16 protein-coding genes and 1 pseudogene are annotated in these 18,172 nt (G+C 71.3%); 8 read left to right on the top strand and 9 right to left on the bottom strand.

The genetic code is table 11. From position 1 onward, the window contains the following. Positions 1–266: 266 nt before the first annotated feature. The 4 genes from fomD to AC5L3C_RS12970 all read right to left on the bottom strand — a co-directional run bounded on the left by fomD (position 267) and on the right by AC5L3C_RS12970 (position 6,007). Positions 267–959, bottom strand: coding sequence for a cytidylyl-2-hydroxypropylphosphonate hydrolase (fomD, locus tag AC5L3C_RS12985; protein WP_493649128.1), 693 nt, complete (start codon positions 957–959; stop codon positions 267–269). 71 nt (positions 960–1,030) lie between these two features. After that, positions 1,031–2,434 (bottom strand): class II fumarate hydratase, encoded by a 1,404-nt coding sequence (locus AC5L3C_RS12980; protein ID WP_493649127.1) that lies wholly within the window; start codon positions 2,432–2,434, stop codon positions 1,031–1,033. A 113-nt stretch (positions 2,435–2,547) separates the two neighbouring features. Beyond that, positions 2,548–3,972: a M28 family peptidase gene (locus AC5L3C_RS12975; RefSeq protein WP_493649126.1), complete on the bottom strand. Its 1,425-nt coding sequence runs from the start codon at positions 3,970–3,972 to the stop codon at positions 2,548–2,550. Between the two features lie 355 nt (positions 3,973–4,327). After that, complete coding sequence (locus tag AC5L3C_RS12970) at positions 4,328–6,007, bottom strand: fumarate hydratase (RefSeq protein ID WP_493649125.1); 1,680 nt, start codon at positions 6,005–6,007, stop codon at positions 4,328–4,330. 146 nt (positions 6,008–6,153) lie between these two features. On the opposite strand from AC5L3C_RS12970, the gene AC5L3C_RS12965 reads away from it, so the two are divergent. Together AC5L3C_RS12965 and AC5L3C_RS12960 are read left to right on the top strand one after the other, a co-directional pair. Continuing rightward, on the top strand, positions 6,154–6,861 hold the full coding sequence (locus tag AC5L3C_RS12965) for a DUF1707 SHOCT-like domain-containing protein (RefSeq protein WP_493649124.1): 708 nt from the start codon (positions 6,154–6,156) through the stop codon (positions 6,859–6,861). A gap of 108 nt (positions 6,862–6,969) precedes the next feature. Continuing rightward, positions 6,970–7,344, top strand: coding sequence for a WhiB family transcriptional regulator (locus tag AC5L3C_RS12960; protein WP_493649123.1), 375 nt, complete (start codon positions 6,970–6,972; stop codon positions 7,342–7,344). 75 nt (positions 7,345–7,419) lie between these two features. On the opposite strand, the gene glpX is transcribed toward AC5L3C_RS12960, so the two are convergent. Continuing rightward, positions 7,420–8,454, bottom strand: a complete 1,035-nt coding sequence (gene glpX, locus AC5L3C_RS12955) for a class II fructose-bisphosphatase (protein WP_125504440.1) — start codon at positions 8,452–8,454, stop codon at positions 7,420–7,422. 144 nt (positions 8,455–8,598) lie between these two features. Between glpX and AC5L3C_RS12950 the strand changes: the two genes are divergently transcribed. Beyond that, complete coding sequence (locus AC5L3C_RS12950) at positions 8,599–9,105, top strand: DUF4245 domain-containing protein (RefSeq protein ID WP_493653852.1); 507 nt, start codon at positions 8,599–8,601, stop codon at positions 9,103–9,105. Positions 9,106–9,152: 47 nt separating this feature from the next. Beyond that, positions 9,153–10,058, top strand: coding sequence for a cyclase family protein (locus AC5L3C_RS12945; protein WP_493649122.1), 906 nt, complete (start codon positions 9,153–9,155; stop codon positions 10,056–10,058). Between the two features lie 813 nt (positions 10,059–10,871). Here AC5L3C_RS12945 and AC5L3C_RS12940 read toward each other — a convergent pair. Next, a complete protein-coding gene (locus AC5L3C_RS12940; RefSeq protein ID WP_493649121.1) occupies positions 10,872–11,129 on the bottom strand; it encodes an exodeoxyribonuclease VII small subunit in 258 nt (85 codons plus the stop codon). 10 nt (positions 11,130–11,139) lie between these two features. Beyond that, positions 11,140–12,348, bottom strand: coding sequence for an exodeoxyribonuclease VII large subunit (gene xseA, locus AC5L3C_RS12935; RefSeq protein ID WP_493649120.1), 1,209 nt, complete (start codon positions 12,346–12,348; stop codon positions 11,140–11,142). 66 nt (positions 12,349–12,414) lie between these two features. Here xseA and AC5L3C_RS12930 point away from each other — a divergent pair, with 66 nt between their 5' ends. Further along, on the top strand, positions 12,415–13,440 hold the full coding sequence (locus AC5L3C_RS12930; protein WP_493653850.1) for a 4-hydroxy-3-methylbut-2-enyl diphosphate reductase: 1,026 nt from the start codon (positions 12,415–12,417) through the stop codon (positions 13,438–13,440). 70 nt (positions 13,441–13,510) lie between these two features. Beyond that, the gene (ppgK, locus tag AC5L3C_RS12925; RefSeq protein WP_125504435.1) at positions 13,511–14,260 is read left to right on the top strand and encodes a polyphosphate--glucose phosphotransferase; all 750 of its coding nucleotides are present in this window, start codon (positions 13,511–13,513) and stop codon (positions 14,258–14,260) included. 9 nt (positions 14,261–14,269) lie between these two features. Here the strand turns inward: ppgK and AC5L3C_RS12920 are convergent, their stop codons facing one another. Next, positions 14,270–14,878 (bottom strand): DUF6542 domain-containing protein, encoded by a 609-nt coding sequence (locus AC5L3C_RS12920; RefSeq protein WP_493649119.1) that lies wholly within the window; start codon positions 14,876–14,878, stop codon positions 14,270–14,272. A 182-nt stretch (positions 14,879–15,060) separates the two neighbouring features. On the opposite strand from AC5L3C_RS12920, the gene ychF reads away from it, so the two are divergent. Beyond that, complete coding sequence (gene ychF / locus AC5L3C_RS12915) at positions 15,061–16,149, top strand: redox-regulated ATPase YchF (protein ID WP_125504433.1); 1,089 nt, start codon at positions 15,061–15,063, stop codon at positions 16,147–16,149. Positions 16,150–16,439: 290 nt separating this feature from the next. Here ychF and AC5L3C_RS12910 read toward each other — a convergent pair whose 3' ends face one another. Beyond that, on the bottom strand, positions 16,440–17,279 hold the full coding sequence (locus AC5L3C_RS12910) for a tyrosine-type recombinase/integrase (protein WP_493649118.1): 840 nt from the start codon (positions 17,277–17,279) through the stop codon (positions 16,440–16,442). On the opposite strand from AC5L3C_RS12910, the pseudogene AC5L3C_RS12905 reads away from it, so the two are divergent. After that, positions 17,269–18,162, top strand: a pseudogene (locus AC5L3C_RS12905) (relaxase/mobilization nuclease domain-containing protein); the annotation flags it as partial. The gene AC5L3C_RS12910 and the pseudogene AC5L3C_RS12905 sit on opposite strands and share 11 nt — an antisense overlap. Positions 18,163–18,172: the final 10 nt, after the last annotated feature.

The following is an 18,172-nucleotide window of genomic DNA, read 5'->3' as shown; positions in this document are numbered from 1 at the left end:
GCGCACGCCGTGCGCGCGGTTCGTCCCGCCGAAACTCCGATACCCGGAATACGTGCCCCCGGAACGGATTCCGCGTGTGGTCAGAGGTTGTTCCTGCGCCGCCGGCTGACCGTACCCGGCCGGTACCGGTGTTTCCGTACCCCTCGCTCACGTCCTGCCGCCCCTCGGTGACGTTTGGTCAAGCCCAGCGCGCGCTCCGGCAATTGTTCTCCGCGCCCTTGCGGACGACGATCCTACGGTTCCCGCCCCGGGGCGCAGCAAGGGTCTCACGAGGACGCATGGGCGGGAGTGCGGTCCCAGTCCTGTGGGAGTGACGGTACCGTCCAGGCCGGATCGGGGCGCCAGTTCTCCCATCCGTCCGAGAACGGCGGCCCCCAGTCCTCGATCACCGCGACCGCCGCCCGCCCGGCCCGCTGTACCCGCGCGGCCTGCGCGGAGTCCATCAGGCCGTCCCGCTGGGCCTGCGCGAACTCGTCCTCGTCGCGCCAGTGCCAGCCGCGGTCCGGGTGCACGGAGATGTCCAGGAAGTGATCCTCGGAGTCCACCCCACCGGCCCAACGGGTCAGCGGCTCCTCCAGGTTCACGTACCAGTTCTTGAACCGCCAGCCCGGTTCCCAGAACAGCCACACCGACCAGGGTTCGCCGGGCCGGGCCAGCTTCAGCACGCCGGTGCCGAACCAGCGGCCCCGCCGCACGGTGCGCGGCTTGGTGTACCGGGTGGCGAGCGGCTCCTCGTGCACGGGCGTGCCGTCCGCGAGGACCGGCCGCATGCACTCGGTGCCGGGCGCCATCCACACGGCGAGCAGCTCCGAGTCGTCGCGTACGACCGTGACGGGGCGCACGATATGGATGTGCGCGCCGCCGTTCTCCCGGTAACGCCACAGGATCTGCGTCCCGGGCGTCCAGTGTGCGGCCGCACGCCCCGCTTCCTCGCGCTTCATCGCTCCGCCCTCTGTCATGAGCAGATTTTAGGTGCCCCAGGCATACGACGCTGCGGCGCCCGTCACGGTTCTCGCCGGGCCACGATGCGTCACGGGTGGGTCATCCGCAGGACGTCCAGGGCCTCGTCGAGCTGTTCGACGGTGAGGTCGCCGCGTTCGACGTAGCCCCCCTCCAGGACCACCTGCCGGATGGTCTTGCGCTCCGCCAGCGACTTCTTGGCGACCTTCGCGGCCTCCTCGTAGCCGATGTACTTGTTGAGCGGGGTGACCACGGACGGCGAGGACTCGGCGTACTCCCGGGCCCGCTCCCGGTCGGCGACGATCCCGTCGACGGTGCGGTCGGCGAGCAGGCGGGAGACGTTGGCGAGCAGCCGCACCGACTCCAGCACGTTCTTCGCGATGACCGGAAGCATCACGTTGAGCTCGAAGTTGCCCGAGGCGCCGGCGGCGGCGACGGTCGCGTCGTTGCCGGTGACCTGGGCGCAGACCATCAGCACGGCCTCGGGGACCACCGGGTTGACCTTGCCGGGCATGATCGAGGAGCCGGGCTGGAGGTCGGGGAGCCGGATCTCGGCGAGCCCGGTGCGCGGGCCCGAGGCCATCCACCGCAGATCGTTCGCGATCTTCGTCAGCCCGACGGCGACGGTCCGCAACTGCCCGCTGGTCTCCACGACGCCGTCCCGGGCGCCCTGTGCCTCGAAGTGGTCGCGCGCCTCGGTCAGCGGCAGCCCCGTCGCGCGCGCGACCTCCTCGATGACGGCGGCGGAGAACCCGGGCGGGGTGTTGATGCCGGTGCCGACGGCGGTGCCGCCCAGCGGCAGTTCGGCCAGGCGCGGCAGGGAGGCGTTCAGCCGCTCGATGCCGTGGCGCACCTGGGCCGCGTACCCGCCGAACTCCTGGCCCAGCGTCACCGGGGTGGCGTCCATCAGATGGGTCCGCCCGGACTTCACCACGTCGGCGAACTCCTCCGCCTTGCGCTCGAGGGCGGCGGCGAGGTGGCCGAGGGCCGGGATCAGGTCGCGGGTGACGGCCGCGGTGGCGGCGATGTGGAGGGAGGAGGGGAAGACGTCGTTGGACGACTGCGAGGCGTTGACGTGGTCGTTGGGGTGCACCTCGCGGCCCAGCCGCTCGGTGGCGAGCGTGGCGATGACCTCGTTGGTGTTCATGTTGGACGAGGTCCCGGACCCGGTCTGGAACACGTCCACCGGGAAGTGCTCGTCCCAGCGGCCCTCGGCGACCTCGCCGGCCGCCTCCTGGACCGCCTCGGCGATGTCCTTGTCCAGCACCCCGAGGCGGGCGTTCACCTTCGCCGCGGCGCCCTTGATGCGGGCGAGGGCCTCGATGTGGGCCCGCTCCAGACGCTGCCCGGAGACCGGGAAGTTCTCCACGGCGCGCTGGGTCTGCGCGCGCCACTTGGCGTCGGCCGGTACCTTCACCTCCCCCATGGAGTCGTGCTCGATGCGGTAGCGCCGGTCGTCGTCCGTGGTCGTCATCGTGGTACCTCCGAGGAGTCACAGCAGCGGTCCCCGACGAGCGTATTCCCGGACATGCCCTCCGCCCCGCCGCGCGGGCGCACGGCGGGGCGGAGGGCCCGTGGGGGGAAGGGTCAGCCGTTGAGCAGCATCACGTCGTCCAGGAGGAAGCTCGTCCGCAGGCTGTAGTCCTCACTGGCGGTGAAGGTCACGGTCACGGTCTGTCCGGCGTACGCCGACAGGTCGGCCGAGCGCCGCACATAGCCGCCGCCCGCATCGGCGTTGGACAGGGTGGCGAGCGTGGTGCTGCCGGCCCGCACGGTGAACCGGTCGTACGCGCGGGAGCCGGACTCGTCGGTGTCGACGCGCAGCCAGTAGCTCAGCGTCGCCCGGGAGCAGTCGGCCGGCACGGTCACCGTCTGGCCGATCGACTCGGTGCTCGTGTACCCGTTCCCGCCCAGCCAGGCGTAGCGGGTTCCGTCGTGGGCGGAGGCGCCGGTGTGGGCGCCGATGACGCCGGTGTTCCCGGTCCAGGGCGAGGTGCCGCTCTCGAACCCGCCGTTGGTGAGGGCGCCGGCGGTGTCGCAGTCGCCGCCCGTGCCGGTGTCCACGGCCCGCTGCCAGAGGGTGTACGCGATGCCGTCGGCGGCGCGGTCGAGGCCGGTGGTGTTGATGTTGGCGAGGGTGTCGCAGGACCGGTGGTAGCAGGGGTCGTAGGAGGACCCGGCGGTCCCGCCCCACTTGGCGGCCTGCGCGGAGGTCTTGCGGGCGCCGGCGCCCATCGCGTAGCCGGAGGTGGGGATCCCGTACCGCTCGAAGGAGTAGTCGTCGCTGCGTCCGGCGCCCTCGGTGTTCTCCTCGGGCTGCAGGCCGAGCGAGTCCCAGTACGCCTTCATCGGCGCGGCGGCGGCGGAGGTGATGTGGTTGATGAAGTAGCCGCCGTTGGTGGAGGCGACCATGTCGAAGTTGTAGTACGCCCTGATCCTGGCGCGCTCGGCGGACGACAGCGAACGGACGTAGAAGTCGGAGCCGTTGAGGCCCTGCTCCTCGTCGGTCCACCAGGCGAAGCGGACCCGGTCGCGCATGGCCGGGTTCTGCCGGGCCAGCGTCAGGGCGGTCTCGAGGAGGGCGGCGGAGCCGGAGCCGTTGTCGTTCATGCCCGGTCCGGCGGAGACGCCGTCGAGGTGGGCGCCGAACATGTGCACGGTGCCGGCGTCGCCGTGCGGCCACTCGGCGATCAGGTTGGGGCCGGCCCCGCTGGAGCAGCCGGAGGTGCACGGCTGCTCGGTCACGGTGTAGCCGGCGGCCTGGAGCCTGCCCTTCACATAGGCGACGGAGTCGTCGTAACCCTGGCCGGTGGAACGGCGGTTGCCGCCGTTGCGCGCGGCGATGGCGCTCAGCTCACTGAGGTGTTCCTGCACCTTGTCCACGTCGACGTCGGGCGCGGCGGCGGTGGTGGTGTCCGTGGTGGTCCGGGAGTCGGCGGCCACGGCGGGGAGTGTTCCGCAGCCCAGCACGACGGCGAGCGAGACGCCCGCGACGGCGAGTCTTCGTATCACCTTGTCTCCTCCGGGAGGTGGCTGTGGGGGTGAGCCACACAAGGATTGACATGGCATGTGCATGTCGGAGTGACGAGAAGACTCACAGCGATGGTTGATCCCGTCAACGGAACGGGCGGGCCGAAGCCGATATTGTCCGAAAGGAGCACACGATATCCGATATTCGGACGGCTGGGTGTGAGCAGATGTCAGACGTGACGATCGACCCCGGTGTCGGCATACCCCGGCCGGCCGACGGCGAGCTGTGGACCGCGACGGTGCTGCGCCCCTGACGCGGGCCGATGGCGCTCGGGCGCGCGACGGGCGGGCGCGGAGCGGTCCGCACCCGCCCGTCCCGTCACGCGGCTCCTGGGCGTTACGCCAGACCCGGGCCCCGTACCGGGATCGACGTGAAGGTCGGCTGCTGCGGGGCGGGGTCCTGGAAGAAGTCGTTGCCCTTGTCGTCCACGACGATGAACGCCGGGAAGTCCTCGACCTCGATCTTCCAGACCGCCTCCATGCCGAGCTCCTCGTACTCGAGGACGTCGACCTTCTTGATGCAGTCCTGCGCCAGCCGCGCGGCGGGGCCGCCGATGGAGCCCAGGTAGAACCCGCCGTGCGTGCCGCACGCGTCGGTGACCTGCTTGCTGCGGTTGCCCTTCGCCAGCATCACCTTGGACCCGCCCGCCGCCTGGAACTGCTCGACGTAGGAGTCCATGCGCCCGGCCGTGGTCGGACCGAAGGAGCCCGAGGCGTACCCCTCCGGCGTCTTCGCGGGCCCGGCGTAGTACACCGGGTGGTCCTTCAGGTACTGCGGCATCTCCTCGCCCGCGTCCAGCCGCTCCTTGATCTTCGCGTGCGCGATGTCGCGCGCCACGACCAGCGGACCGGTCAGCGACAGCCGGGTCTTCACCGGGTACTTGCTGAGCTCCGCCAGGATCGCCTTCATCGGCTGGTTGAGGTCGATCCGCACGACGTCGCCGTCGGTGTCGAGCTGCTCGTCCGTCGTCTCCGGCAGGAACCGCGCCGGGTCCGTCTCCAACTGCTCCAGGAACACGCCCTCGGCCGTGATCTTCGCGACGGCCTGCCGGTCCGCCGAACACGACACCGCGATCGCGACCGGGCACGAGGCCCCGTGCCGGGGCAGCCGCACCACGCGCACGTCGTGGCAGAAGTACTTGCCCCCGAACTGCGCCCCGATGCCGATCTTCTGCGTCAGCTCGAAGACCTTCTCTTCCAGCTCCTTGTCCCGGAAGCCGTGCCCGAGCGGCGACCCCTCGGCGGGGATCTCGTCCAGGTAGTGCGCGGAGGCGTACTTCGCGGTCTTCAGCGCGTATTCGGCCGACGTGCCGCCGACCACGATCGCCAGGTGGTACGGCGGGCAGGCGGCCGTACCCAGCGAACGGATCTTCTCCTCCAGGAACTTCATCATGGAGGCCTCGTTCAGCACGGCCTTGGTCTCCTGGTACAGGAAGCTCTTGTTGGCCGACCCGCCGCCCTTGGCCATGAACAGGAACTTGTACGCCCCGCCGTCCGTCGCGTACAGCTCGATCTGCGCCGGCAGGTTCGACCCGGTGTTCTTCTCCTCCCACATGGTGAGCGGAGCCATCTGCGAGTAGCGCAGGTTCAGGTTCTTGTACGCGTCGTAGATGCCCTTGCTCAGGGCCTCCTCGTCACGCCCCGACGTCAGCACGTTCTGCCCGCGCTTGCCCATGACGATCGCCGTGCCCGTGTCCTGGCACATCGGCAGCACGCCCGCCGCCGCGATGTTGGCGTTCTTCAGCAGGTCAAGGGCGACGAACTTGTCGTTGGCCGACGCCTCGGGGTCGTCGATGATCCGCCGCAGCTGCGCCAGGTGCGCGGGGCGCAGATAGTGCTGGATGTCGCGGATGGCCTCCTCGGCGAGCTTGCGCAGCGCCTCCGGCTCCACCTTGAGGAACGTCCGGCCGTCGGCCTCGAAGGTGGACACACCTTCGGAGGTCACCAGCCGGTAGGGGGTGGTGTCCTCTCCCATGGGGAGCAGATCGGCGTACTCGAACTCAGGCATCTCGCCCATTCCTCACTCGACGGAAGACCGCCCGCCTCCGTCGGCGGGCGCGCTCCAGCCTAGGACCTGCCCCCGGTGGCGAAGTTGTGAGGTTGTCCTCAGTTGTCCGTCCCGAAGGGTAGTCGCGATCTATCGCGTTTGGGTACGCTGCTGCCGTGGACCTTCAGAAGCACGCCCAGCAGCCGGACACCGCACCCGAGACCGCGGCGGGGGCCGCCGGACTGCGCGCCTCGGACGCCGACCGGGACCGTATCGCCGACCTCCTGCGCGAGGCCCTCGCCGAGGGCCGGCTGACCGCCGACGAGCACGCGGAGCGCGTCGAGGGTGTGCTGGCCGCCAAGACGGTGGGCGAACTGGACGCGTTCGTCCAGGACCTGCCGATAGCCCACCAGCGGCGCACGGCGCCCTCCTCCGCCCCCAGCCGCCCCACCCTGGGCGCGATTCCGGCCGACCCCGATGACAACGTGGTCGCGGTGTTCAGCGCCGCCGCCCGCAAGGGCCGCTGGCGCACCGGCCGCCGCATCCACGCCTGGGCGGTCTTCGGCAGCGTCGAGATCGACCTCAGCGAGGCGATGTTCGACCACCAGCAGGTCATGATCAAGGCGTTCTCCGTGTTCGGCAGCGTCGAGATCCGCGTCCCGGAGAACATCTCGCTGCGCGGCACCGGCGGCGGTGTCCTCGGCTCCTTCGAGGTGGACACCCTCGACGCGACCGACGAGGAGGCCCCGGTGGTCTTCGTCGACGGCTGGGCGGTGCTGGGCAGCGTGGAGGCGCGGCCCCGGCGCGGCAAGCTCGTCGCGGACATCCTCGACCGGGTGCAGCGCACGGTCGACAAGAGCATGCGCAAACATCTCGGCCACTGACCCGGCACCGGCGGAGCCCCGTCGGGGACTCAGTGCATAGGCACGCGCACATCGGGTAAGCCTTGCTGCATCGTCTCTCGCTCGCGAAGCCGTCGTCAGGAGTAGACCGTGCTGCAACCGCCGCATTCGTCCCTGCAGGTAGCCGCCGTCCCGGTGCAGCGAGCGGCAGCGCGGGAGAGGGACCAGGACGCCCCCTGGCACACCGAGGCCGTGTGCCGGCGCGACGAGGCGGGACTGTTCTTCGCACCGTCCAAGGAGCCCACCGCGGCCCGGCTCTCCCGCGAGGAGGCGGCCAAGCGGGTCTGCGCCCGCTGCCCGGTCATGGTCGAGTGCCGTGAGCACGCCCTGCTCCAGCCCGAGCCCTACGGCGTCTGGGGCGGCCTCACCGCGGCCGAGCGCCGCGTGGTCCTGGCCCGCCGCAGGCGCCGCGACATGGAACTGAAGAAGACGGCGGGCCCGAGCCGCATAGCGGCGGCGGGCTAGCACCGCGCACACGCGGACAATGCGCCCCCTCCGCACAGGGGGCGCATTTTCAGGGCCGCTACCGCGCGGCCGGTCTCACTTGGCCCGGTCGAAGTCGATCGCGCTGTACGCCCGCAGCTTGCTCAACCGGTGCTCGGAGTCGATCCTGCGCACCGTCCCGGACTTCGACCGCATCACGATCGAGTCCGTCGTGGCCGTCTCCGGCCGGTAGCGCACCCCCCGCAGCAGTTCGCCGTCGGTGATCCCGGTCGCCACGAAGAACACGTTGTCCCCGGTGACGAGGTCTTCCGTGGTCAGCACCCGGTCCAGGTCGTGCCCCGCGTCGACCGCCCGCTGCCGCTCGTCGTCGTCCTTCGGCCACAGCTTGCCCTGGATCGTGCCGCCCAGGCACTTCACCGCGCAGGCCGAGATGATGCCCTCGGGGGTGCCGCCGATGCCGAGCAGCAGGTCGATGCCGGTGCCCTCGCGCAGCGCGAGGATCGAGCCGGCCACGTCGCCGTCGGAGATCAGCTTGATGCGCGCGCCGGTCTCCCGGATCTCCCGGATGATGCCCTCGTGCCGCGGCCGGTCGAGGATCACCACGGTGACGTCCTCGGGCGTGACCCGCTTGGCCTTGGCGACGCGGCGGATGTTCACGTCGACCGGGGCGTTGATGTCGACGAAGTCGGCCGCCTCCGGACCGGTGACCAGCTTGTCCATGTAGAACACGGCGGAGGGGTCGAACATCGAGCCGCGCTCGGCGGCGGCCAGCACGGCGATCGCGTTCGTCATGCCCTTGGCGGTCAGCGTGGTGCCGTCGATCGGGTCGACGGCGATGTCGCACTCGGGTCCGGTCCCGTCGCCCACGTGCTCCCCGTTGAAGAGCATCGGGGCCTCGTCCTTCTCGCCCTCGCCGATGACGACGACGCCGTTCATCGAGACGGTGGAGACGAGGGTGCGCATGGCGCGCACCGCGGCACCGTCGGCACCGTTCTTGTCACCGCGCCCCACCCAGCGGCCCGCGGCCATCGCCGCTGCCTCGGTGACCCGTACGAGCTCCAGGGCGAGGTTCCGGTCGGGTGCCTCGGAGGGGACATCGAGCTCGGACGGCAGGTGATGGTGTTCGGTCATCGGAGCGCACCTTTCTGTACGACGACGGCCGGTTGAGGGTATGGGCCACGACTCTATCGCCAGGCAGACAAAATGAGCAGGGCCCCCCACGGATGAGCGCTTCGGGCACCTGCGACGATAGGGGGCGTGGCAGGAACGAGCAGCATGCAGAAGTCGGCCAGGGACATGATCCTGTCCCTGGCTCTCATCGTGCTCGCCGCGGGAGTCGTCTGGCTGTTCATCCCGCACGAGGACGGCGAACCCGACATCAAGCGGGTCGACTACCGGGTCGACCTGCTCACGGCCCGCCGGGCCGCCTCCTACCCCGTGGCCGCGCCCGAGGGGCTGCCCCAGGAGTGGAAGCCCACCTCGGTCCGCTTCCAGGGCGCGGAGTCCGAGGCGTGGCACCTCGGCTACCACGCCCCCGACGGGGAGTACGTGGCGGTCGAGCAGTCCGCGGGCAAGCGCTCGGCGTTCATCGAGGACGCGACGCAGGGCGCGACGAAGACCGGGACCACGCAGGAGATCGACGGCCGGACGTGGACGCGCTACGAGGGCGACCACTACGACGCGCTGGTCCTGGAGGGGACCGAGGGCTCGACCACGATCGTGACGGGCACGGGGTCGTTCGGGCAGCTGACCAAGATGGCCGGGGCCCTCCGCACCGAGTGAACGGCCACGGCTAGTAGTGAACGGTCGCGTCCAGTACGGTCGCCGTCATGAACGAGAACAGCACGCACACCGCCGTCGGCGGCCCTCAGGACTTACCGAGCAATCGGGGCCGTTGGGGTGACGACGACGAGCACGGCACGCTCAACCTCATCACCGAGGAGGCCCGTGCCAGGGGAGCGGCCGAGGCCCGTACGGGACGGGCGGTGTCGCTGGCGCTGCCGATCCGGCCGACGCCGCTCATCAGCGGTCCCTTCGCGCCCTCCACCCAGGACGCCTCGCCGGTCCAGCAGGTGATGGTGTACACCGGCTCTCCGGCGATGGCGACGGCCGAGGTGATGGTCGTCACCAACCACCATCCCCGCTCGACCCACCTCGACGCGCTGGCGCACATCCCGCGCGACGGGCAGGTCTACCCGGGCCGGCCCCTGGGCGAGAGCGTGACCCCGGCCGGGGCCACGCACGCCTCCACGACGTCGTACGCCTCCGGGATCGTCACCCGGGGCGTCCTCCTCGACCTGGCGTTCGACGGCCCGCTGCCCAGCGGCCACGCCGTCACCTCGGCGGACTTCGAAGCCGCCGAGGAACGTCAGGGGGTGCGGCTGGAGTCCGGTGACGCCCTGGTGGTGCGCTGTGGGTGGCCCATGACGCCCGATCCCGCCCGGGCCATGCCGGGGATGAGCATGGACGCGCTGCGGTGGATGCACGAGCGTGGCGTCGCGCTCTACGTCGGTGACATCGGCGACGCGCATCCGCCGCTGGACCCCGCGTCACCCGCGCCGATGCACGGCGTCGCCCTCCCGATGCTGGGCATGCCGCTGGTCGACGCGGCCGAGCTGGACGAACTGGCGTCGGTCAGCGCGGAACTCGGCCGCTACGCGTTCCTGTTCACAGCCGCCCCACCCCGCATCCACGGCCTCACGGGCGTCCCGGTGAACCCCCTGGCGATCTTCTGATCCAGGGCCGGTGACCATGGCCCCCCTCCACCGGGCCGCCGGACAGCGCCCGCGGCCCGGCGGGGGCTCGCCCGGTATCGGCGCGGACCCGGCGAGGGGATGGCCCGGTGTGGGTGTGGGCCGGCGGGGGTGCGGGCCCGGTATCGGCGCAGGGTCCGGCGTGACGGAACGGTGGGGCAGGGCGTCCGGTGGTCGGTTGGGGTGTCCGGGGATGGTCATGGGCACGGTGTCCGGTGGTGGTGGCGTGGGGTGCGTGCCGTGTGGAGCCTGGCAGTCGCGCGGCGACCGGGCGGCCCGGGGAGACGAGAACCCGTCCAGCAGGTGGGCCGGCGGGGGTGCGGCCCGGCCCGGCGGGGGGGGTGTGGGACCGGTGTGGGCAGGCCGGTGTCCGGGGATGGTCATGGGCACGGTGTCCGGTGGTGGTGGCGTGGGGTGCGTGCCGTGTGGAGCCTGGCAGTCGCGCGGCGACCGGGCGGCCCGGGGAGACGAGAACCCGTCCAGCAGGTGGGCCGGCGGGGGTGCGGCCCGGCCCGGCGGGGGGGTGTGGGACCGGTGTGGGCAGGCCGGTGTCCGGGATGGTCACGGGCACGGTGTCCGGTGGTGGTGGCGTGGTGTGCGGTTGCCGTGGGGGCGGGGGTCGCGTGGGGACCGGGCGGTCCGGGGGCAGGTCCACCCACGGGGTGGGCTGGTCGGCGGGCCTCGGCCGGGTCGGGCCGCGGTCACCGAGACGTTGGCCCGGACCGGCCGCGAGCCGGAGACGCCGCGCGTGTCATCGCGCCCCGGCCGCGGTGGCCCGCTGCACCGGCCCGCGGATCAGGACTCCTCGGAGTCGGTCTCCGCTTCCGCCTCCTCCGCCAGCGCCGCGTCCAGGCGGGCCCGTGCTCCGTCCAGCCAGCGGCGGCACACCTTGGCCAGTTCCTCGCCGCGCTCCCACAGCGCGAGGGACTCCTCCAGCGTCGTCCCGCCCGCCTCCAGGCGCCGTACGACCTCGATCAACTCGTCCCGCGCCTGCTCGTACCCGAGCGCCTCGGCCGTCCCCGCCGGCTGCCCGGTTTCCGTCCTGCTGGTCATTCCGCCCACCCTACGTGTCGACCCGTACCGTGAATTCGCCCTCGGACACCCGCGCCCGCAGCTCCTCACCGCCCCGCACCTCGCCCGGAGCGCGCACCGCGTGCCCGTCCGCCCGCTGGAGCACGGCGTAGCCCCGTTTCAGCGTCGCGGCCGGGGACAGCGCCACCACGCGCGCGTGCGTGTGCGTCAGCTCGGAGTCCGCCCGGTCCAGCTGATGGCGCAGCGAGCGCCGCCCCCGCTCCAGCAGCGCCGTGACCTCCTCGGCGCGGGCGTCGATCATCCGGTGCGGATCCTGTATCGAGGGCCGGGCCAGCGCATGGGCCAGCCCGCGCTCCTCCCGGTCCACCAGCGCCCCCACACAGCGCCGCGCACGGTCGCGCAGCATCCGTACCCGCTCGTACTCCTCACCCACGTCCGGCACCACCTTCTTCGCGGCGTCGGTGGGCGTGGAGGCGCGCAGGTCGGCCACCTGGTCCAGGAGCGGGCTGTCCGGCTCGTGGCCGATCGCCGAGACCACCGGCGTCCGGCACGCCGCCACCGCCCGCACCAGCTGCTCGTCGGAGAACGGCAGCAGATCCTCCACGCTCCCGCCGCCGCGCGCCACGACGATCACGTCCACCTCGTCGACCGCGTCCAGCTCCTTCACGGCCTGGACCACCTGCGGCACCGCGTGCACCCCCTGCACCGCCACGTTGCGCACCTCGAAGCGCACGGCCGGCCAGCGGTGCCGGGCGTTCTCCAGCACGTCCCGCTCGGCCGCCGACGCCCGCCCGCACACCAGTCCGATCAGCTGCGGCAGGAACGGCAGCGGCTTCTTCCGCTCCGGCGCGAACAGCCCCTCCCGCGCCAGCGACTTCTTCAGCTGCTCCAGCCGCGCCAGCAGCTCCCCGACCCCCACCGGCCGGATCTCCGCCGCCCGCAGCGACAGCTGCCCGCGCGGCGCGTACCACTCCGGTTTGCAGTGCACCACCACCCGCGCGCCCTCGCTCACGACGTCCGCGACGGCGTCGAACACCTGCCGGTAGCAGGTCACCCCCACCGAGATGTCGTACGAGGGGTCGCGCAGCGTCAGGAACACCACCCCGGCGCCGGGCCGCCGCGACAGCTGGGTGATCTGACCCTCCACCCACACCGCGCCGAGCCGGTCGATCCACCCGCCGATGAGCCGCGACACCTCCCCGACCGGGATGGGAGCCTCCGCAGACGTGTTGACAGCCATGCCGCGAGAGTAGTGCGCCCCACCGACAACGCACCGTGACCGGACCCCTTGAACCGGGCCCTTACGATGGTGGGCATGACCGCTTCGCCTGGCCGCCGTGTCCTGCTCGCCGCCCCCCGTGGCTACTGCGCGGGTGTGGACCGCGCCGTGATCGCCGTCGAGAAGGCCCTGGAACAGTACGGGGCCCCCGTCTACGTCCGGCACGAGATCGTGCACAACAAGTACGTCGTGCGGACGCTGGAGAAGAAGGGCGCGATCTTCGTCGAACGGACGGAGGAGGTCCCGCCGGGCAACATCGTGATGTTCTCCGCGCACGGCGTCGCCCCTGTCGTCCACGAGGAGGCCCAGCGCGGCCGGCTCGCCACCATCGACGCCACCTGCCCGCTGGTCACCAAGGTCCACAAGGAAGCCGTCCGGTTCGCCAACGACGACTACGACATCCTGCTGATCGGCCACGAGGGCCACGAGGAGGTCATCGGCACCTCCGGTGAGGCCCCGGACCACATCCAGCTCGTCGACGGCCCCGGTGACGTGGACAAGGTCGAGGTCCGCGACCCGTCGAAGGTCGTCTGGCTCTCCCAGACCACCCTCTCCGTCGACGAGACCATGGAGACCGTCGACGCCCTCAAGGAGAAGTTCCCCCAGCTGATCTCCCCGCCCAGCGACGACATCTGCTACGCCACGCAGAACCGCCAGCTCGCGGTCAAGCAGATGGGTGCCGAGGCCGACCTGGTGATCGTGGTCGGCTCGCGCAACTCCTCCAACTCCAAGCGCCTGGTGGAGGTCGCCAAGCTGGCCGGCGCCCGCGCCGCGCATCTGGTGGACTTCGCCGACGAGATCGACGAGGCCTGGCTGGAGGGCGTCACCACGGTCGGCGTGACCTCGGGGGCCTCGGTGCCGGAGGTCCTGGTCGAGCAGGTGCTGGAGTGGCTGTCCCGGCGCGGCTTCGAGGACGTCGAGATCGTCAAGGCGGCCGACGAGTCCATCGTCTTCTCCCTGCCCAAGGAACTCCGCCGCGACCTGCGCGAGGAGGCCGCCACCCTGGTGGCCGAGCGCGGCGGCACGGGGACCGGCGCGGACGCGGCGCAGTGACGGTGACGGCACGCAAGTCGGCCGGGCGGCTGCTTTCGTGACGGTCCGTCGTTCGACGTAACGTAGGGACATGCAGATCTTCGGCGTGGACATCGGCGGATCCGGGATCAAGGGTGCCCCGGTGGACCTGGACAAGGGGGACCTGGCGCAGGAGCGCTGCAAGGTCCTCACCCCGCACCCCGCCACGCCCGATGCGGTGGCGGACGGGGTCGAGCAGGTCGTCGACCACTTCGGCTGGACCGGCCCGGTCGGCATCACCTTCCCCGGTGTGGTCACCGACGGCGCCACCATCCGCACGGCGGCCAACGTCGACAAGGGCTGGGTCGACACCGACGCGCGCGTCCTGCTCGGCGACCGCCTCGGCGGCCTGCCGGTGACGGTGGTGAACGACGCGGACGCGGCGGGCGTCGCCGAGATGCACTTCGGCGCCGGCCGGCACCGCCGGGGCACGGTGATCGTGCTGACCTTCGGCACCGGCATCGGCAGCGCCCTCTTCGCGGACGGCGTCCTCGTCCCCAACACCGAGCTGGGCCATCTGGAGCTGCACGGCCACGACGCGGAGAAGCGGGCCTCCAGCAAGGCCAGGGACGACCACGACCTGTCGTGGGAGGAGTGGGCGCACCGGGTGCAGAAGTATCTGGCGCACGTGGAGATGCTGTTCTCGCCGGAGCTGTTCATCATCGGCGGCGGGGTCAGCCGCAAGGCCCACAAGTTCCTGCACCACATCAAGGGCATCAAGGCGGAGATCGTCCCCGCCCAGCTGCAGAACAACGCGGGCATCGTGGGGGCGGCGATGCGGGCGGCGACGGGCGGCGCGTAGCCGCCCGCGCTAGGGGCGGGGGCGCCCGCGCGCGAGGCGGCGGTTGATCGCGCGCACCCGGCGCACCCGCCGCATCAGCACGATCACACCCGCGATCAGCGTCCCGCCGTAGAGCCACCCGGCCTGGGTGGCCAGGCCGGTCACCATGCCCATCAGCCAGTCGATGGTGCCGCCCTCGCCCTCGTCGGCGAGGGGGACCATCCCCACGGCGAAGGAGATCGGCACGACGATGGGCGCGATGAACAGCTCCGACTCGCGCACCCACAGCGCGGTCAGCACGCACACCGGCAGGAACAGCACCCCGTACACCGTCTGCGACGCCCCGAACAGGACCTCGGTCAGCAGCCCGAGGACGAGCATCACGGCCCCGCAGAACAGCCCGCCGCCCAGCCCGGTGAGCCGCGGCCGGCGGGCCGCGGGCGGGGGAACGGGCCGGTCCGGCCGCGCGGACCGTACGACCCCGCCGCCCGCCGCTCGCTTCGCCTGCGGCGGCACCGGCGGCTTCACCGGCGGTTTCACCGGCCGGGACGGCCTCGGCGGCTTGGACGGCCCCGGCGGCCCGGGCGCCGGGTCACGTCGCGGTCCGTGCTGCGCGGGTCGCGTCCTGTGTTGCTCCACTGGACCAACTTAGGTCGTTTTATGTGCCGAACCATCCGTCGGACACGCCGGGACCGCGCCCCGGGCGGGCGTCCGACGCCTCGGCCGGGCGGGTGCGGGCACGCCGTAGACTGGTGGATCGGTCCGTACGGCCCCGTAGGACCGGTCCTCGCCCTCATCCTCACGTACGGGAAGTCGCAAACGTGTCGCTCACGATCGGAATCGTCGGTCTGCCGAATGTCGGCAAGTCGACCCTGTTCAACGCCCTGACCAAGAACGACGTGCTGGCGGCCAACTACCCGTTCGCCACGATCGAGCCGAACGTCGGCGTGGTCGGCGTCCCCGACCCCCGCCTGACCAAGCTGGCGGAGATCTTCGGCTCCCAGCGCATCCTCCCGGCCACCGTCGACTTCGTCGACATCGCCGGCATCGTGCGCGGCGCCTCCGAGGGCGAGGGCCTGGGCAACAAGTTCCTCGCGAACATCCGTGAGTCCGACGCGATCTGCCAGGTCATCCGCGCCTTCAAGGACGAGAACGTCGTCCACGTCGACGGCAAGGTCTCGCCGAAGGACGACATCGAGACGATCAACACCGAGCTGATCCTCGCCGACCTGCAGACCATCGAGAAGGTCCTGCCCCGCCTCCAGAAGGAGTCGCGGATCAAGAAGGACATCGTGCCCAAGGTCAAGGCGGTCGAGGAGGCCAAGGAGATCCTGGAGAAGGGCGACACGCTGTTCTCGCAGGGCATCGTCCAGGGCACCGAGCGCGCGGAGCTCCTCCACGACCTGCACCTGCTCACCACCAAGCCCTTCCTCTACGTCTTCAACGTCGACGAGGACGAGCTGACCGACGAGGACTTCAAGAACGAGCAGCGCGAACTGGTCGCCCCCGCCGAGGCGATCTTCCTCAACGCCAAGCTGGAGGCGGACCTCGCCGAACTGGACGAGGACGAGGCCCTGGAGCTCCTCCAGTCCGTCGGCCAGGAAGAGCCCGGCCTCGCCACCCTCGCCCACGTCGGCTTCCGCACCCTCGGCCTGCAGACCTACCTCACGGCCGGCCCCAAGGAGTCCCGCGCCTGGACCATCAAGAAGGGCGCCACCGCCCCCGAGGCCGCCGGTGTCATCCACACCGACTTCCAGAAGGGCTTCATCAAGGCCGAGGTCATCTCCTTCTCCGACCTGGTCGAAACCGGCTCGGTGGCCGAGGCCCGCGCCAAGGGCAAGGCCCGCATGGAGGGCAAGGACTACGTGATGCAGGACGGCGACGTCGTGGAGTTCCGCTTCAACGTCTAATACGTCTGGCGAAAGGCCGTCTGACCTGCGGCGGAGCGGGTTGGGCGGCCTTTGCGGTCCGCACAGAGTCCGCAGCGTGCTGGATGGGTCCGGCACGCGGGGGCGCGGTTACGCCGCTTCGTCGACCTGTGGCTGAGCCTCGGCGGACTGGTCCGCGTACGCCTTGTCGACGGCGGCCCGGGTCCGCTCCTCGGAGCGGGCCACAGGTGGGTGTAGATGTTCAGCGTCATGGCCGCGTTGGTGTGGCCGAGGCGCTCGGAGACCGTTCTTCACGGACTCGCCGTGCTTGATCAACAGGCTGGCGTAGTGGTGCCGGAGGGCGTGGGGTCCGGTGCCCTTCGGTAGACGGCCTTCGCGCAGGCGGGCCGCCAGGACCCATCCATGAAGTGCGTGTGGACCACGGGTCCGCCCTGCGGTGCCGTGAAGATCCAGCCCTCGGGCCCATCGGCGGGAAAGTCCCGCAGGTGGGCCTTCATCGCATCCACCGCCATGCGGGGGAGCGGGACCGTGCGGTGCGAGCGAGCGGTCGTGGGCGGACAGACGAACACGCCGTGCCTGGCGGTCTGCTGGATCTGCTGCTCGACCGAGACGGTCAGCAGGTCCACGTGCCGGAGCTGGAGGCCGAACAGCTCGCCGGGGCGGAGCCCGGTGGCCGCGCCGAGCAGCACGACGCCCTTGTATCGGGCGGGTATCTCCTCGGACAGCGTCCGCACCTGCTCGACGGCCAGGGGCACGATCTTCTTCCGTGGTACGGAGGGCAGCTTCGCCTCGGCGCACGGGTCGTGAGGGATCATCCGGTCACGGACGGCCGCCCGGAAGACGGCGTTGACCGTGTTGAAGACCGTCCGTGAGGTGCTGGCGGCCAGCCCGTGCGTGGTGGTGAGGCTGGTGACCCAGCTCTGTACGTCGCCGGGCTTGATGGCGCCGAGTGCCCGCTTCTCCCAAGCCGGGTAGACATAGCAGCGCAAGTGCTGGGCCACCGCCTTGGCCGTGGAAGGCCGGTGTGGCTGGATGGCCCGCCATTCCTCCGCGTACTCCTTGAAGGGCTTCTTCGCCGATCGCGGGTCGACGTACTGGCCGGTGACCAGGCTGGCCGTGACCTCGTCGATCCATCGCTGGGCGTCGAGCACTCCCACCGGCGCCGAACGCGCCAAGGCCGAGCGTCAAGGCCAGACGGTCACGGCACGGCAGTGGCTGCGAGAGCAGGCGTACGCGGTCGCCGCCGCCGTAGGCAACGAAGCCGACTACTTCACCGTGCTGCAGTCCCTCGGCATCAAGGTCAAAACACGCCTCGGCCCCGAGACCGGCGACGTCATCGGCTACAGCCTTGCCGCACCCGGCGACACCAACGTGGCCGGCGAGCCCGTCTGGTACGGCGGCTCGAAACTCGCCCCCGACCTCTCCATCAACCGCCTACGCGACCGCCTCCCCGACCAGAAGGTGGCCGACCACCCGCGGTATGTGGCGGACCCAGCCGACCCATGGCGCCACACCACCACCGCCATACATGCGGCACGCGCCGTCCTCGACTCCGGTGACGATGCCGCCGCCCAGGGCCACCTGGCCGCCTTCGGCGACGCTCTCTACAACATCGCCAGCGCCACGACCGGCCCACACCGAGCGGAACTACGAGCGGCGGCGATGGCCTTCAACCGCGCCCGCCGCTCCGCCACCCGCGCCGACCACCAAGCCGCCACCGCCCTGCGCAAGGCCGCCAAGGAACTCGCCTACGCCTCCAACGAGCCGGGCGGACTCGCCATCGCCCTGCTCTTCGCCACCATGCACCTGGCCCGCGCCGCCGCCAAGTGGCACGAACAGCGCGGCCACGAACAACAGGCCGCTGCGGCTGAAGAAGCCTTCCGCCACCTTCACGCGGGCTACCAGCAGGCCGCCCGACCCGTCCTGGCGGACCTGGCCCGCCGAGCACCGCGAGCCGCAACCGCCCGCCGCTTCGAGCAGGACGTTCGTGCGGCCCTCCCCGACCACGCCGACCGGATCCTCGCCGACCCCACTGATAGGCCAG

Source organism: Streptomyces speibonae, assembly GCF_984686075.1.
The sequence above is the reverse complement of the archived record's forward strand: the minus strand, read 5'-3'. Positions and strand labels throughout refer to the sequence as shown.

Coding starts and splice junctions, on each gene's coding strand:
- fomD (WP_493649128.1), bottom strand. CDS start 959: ATGACAGAGGGCGGAGCGATGAAGCGCGAGGAAGCGGGGCGTGCGGCC.
- AC5L3C_RS12980 (WP_493649127.1), bottom strand. CDS start 2,434: ATGACGACCACGGACGACGACCGGCGCTACCGCATCGAGCACGACTCC.
- AC5L3C_RS12970 (WP_493649125.1), bottom strand. CDS start 6,007: ATGGGCGAGATGCCTGAGTTCGAGTACGCCGATCTGCTCCCCATGGGA.
- glpX (WP_125504440.1), bottom strand. CDS start 8,454: ATGACCGAACACCATCACCTGCCGTCCGAGCTCGATGTCCCCTCCGAG.
- AC5L3C_RS12950 (WP_493653852.1), top strand. CDS start 8,599: ATGCAGAAGTCGGCCAGGGACATGATCCTGTCCCTGGCTCTCATCGTG.
- AC5L3C_RS12945 (WP_493649122.1), top strand. CDS start 9,153: ATGAACGAGAACAGCACGCACACCGCCGTCGGCGGCCCTCAGGACTTA.
- AC5L3C_RS12940 (WP_493649121.1), bottom strand. CDS start 11,129: ATGACCAGCAGGACGGAAACCGGGCAGCCGGCGGGGACGGCCGAGGCG.
- xseA (WP_493649120.1), bottom strand. CDS start 12,348: ATGGCTGTCAACACGTCTGCGGAGGCTCCCATCCCGGTCGGGGAGGTG.
- AC5L3C_RS12930 (WP_493653850.1), top strand. CDS start 12,415: ATGGTGGGCATGACCGCTTCGCCTGGCCGCCGTGTCCTGCTCGCCGCC.
- ppgK (WP_125504435.1), top strand. CDS start 13,511: ATGCAGATCTTCGGCGTGGACATCGGCGGATCCGGGATCAAGGGTGCC.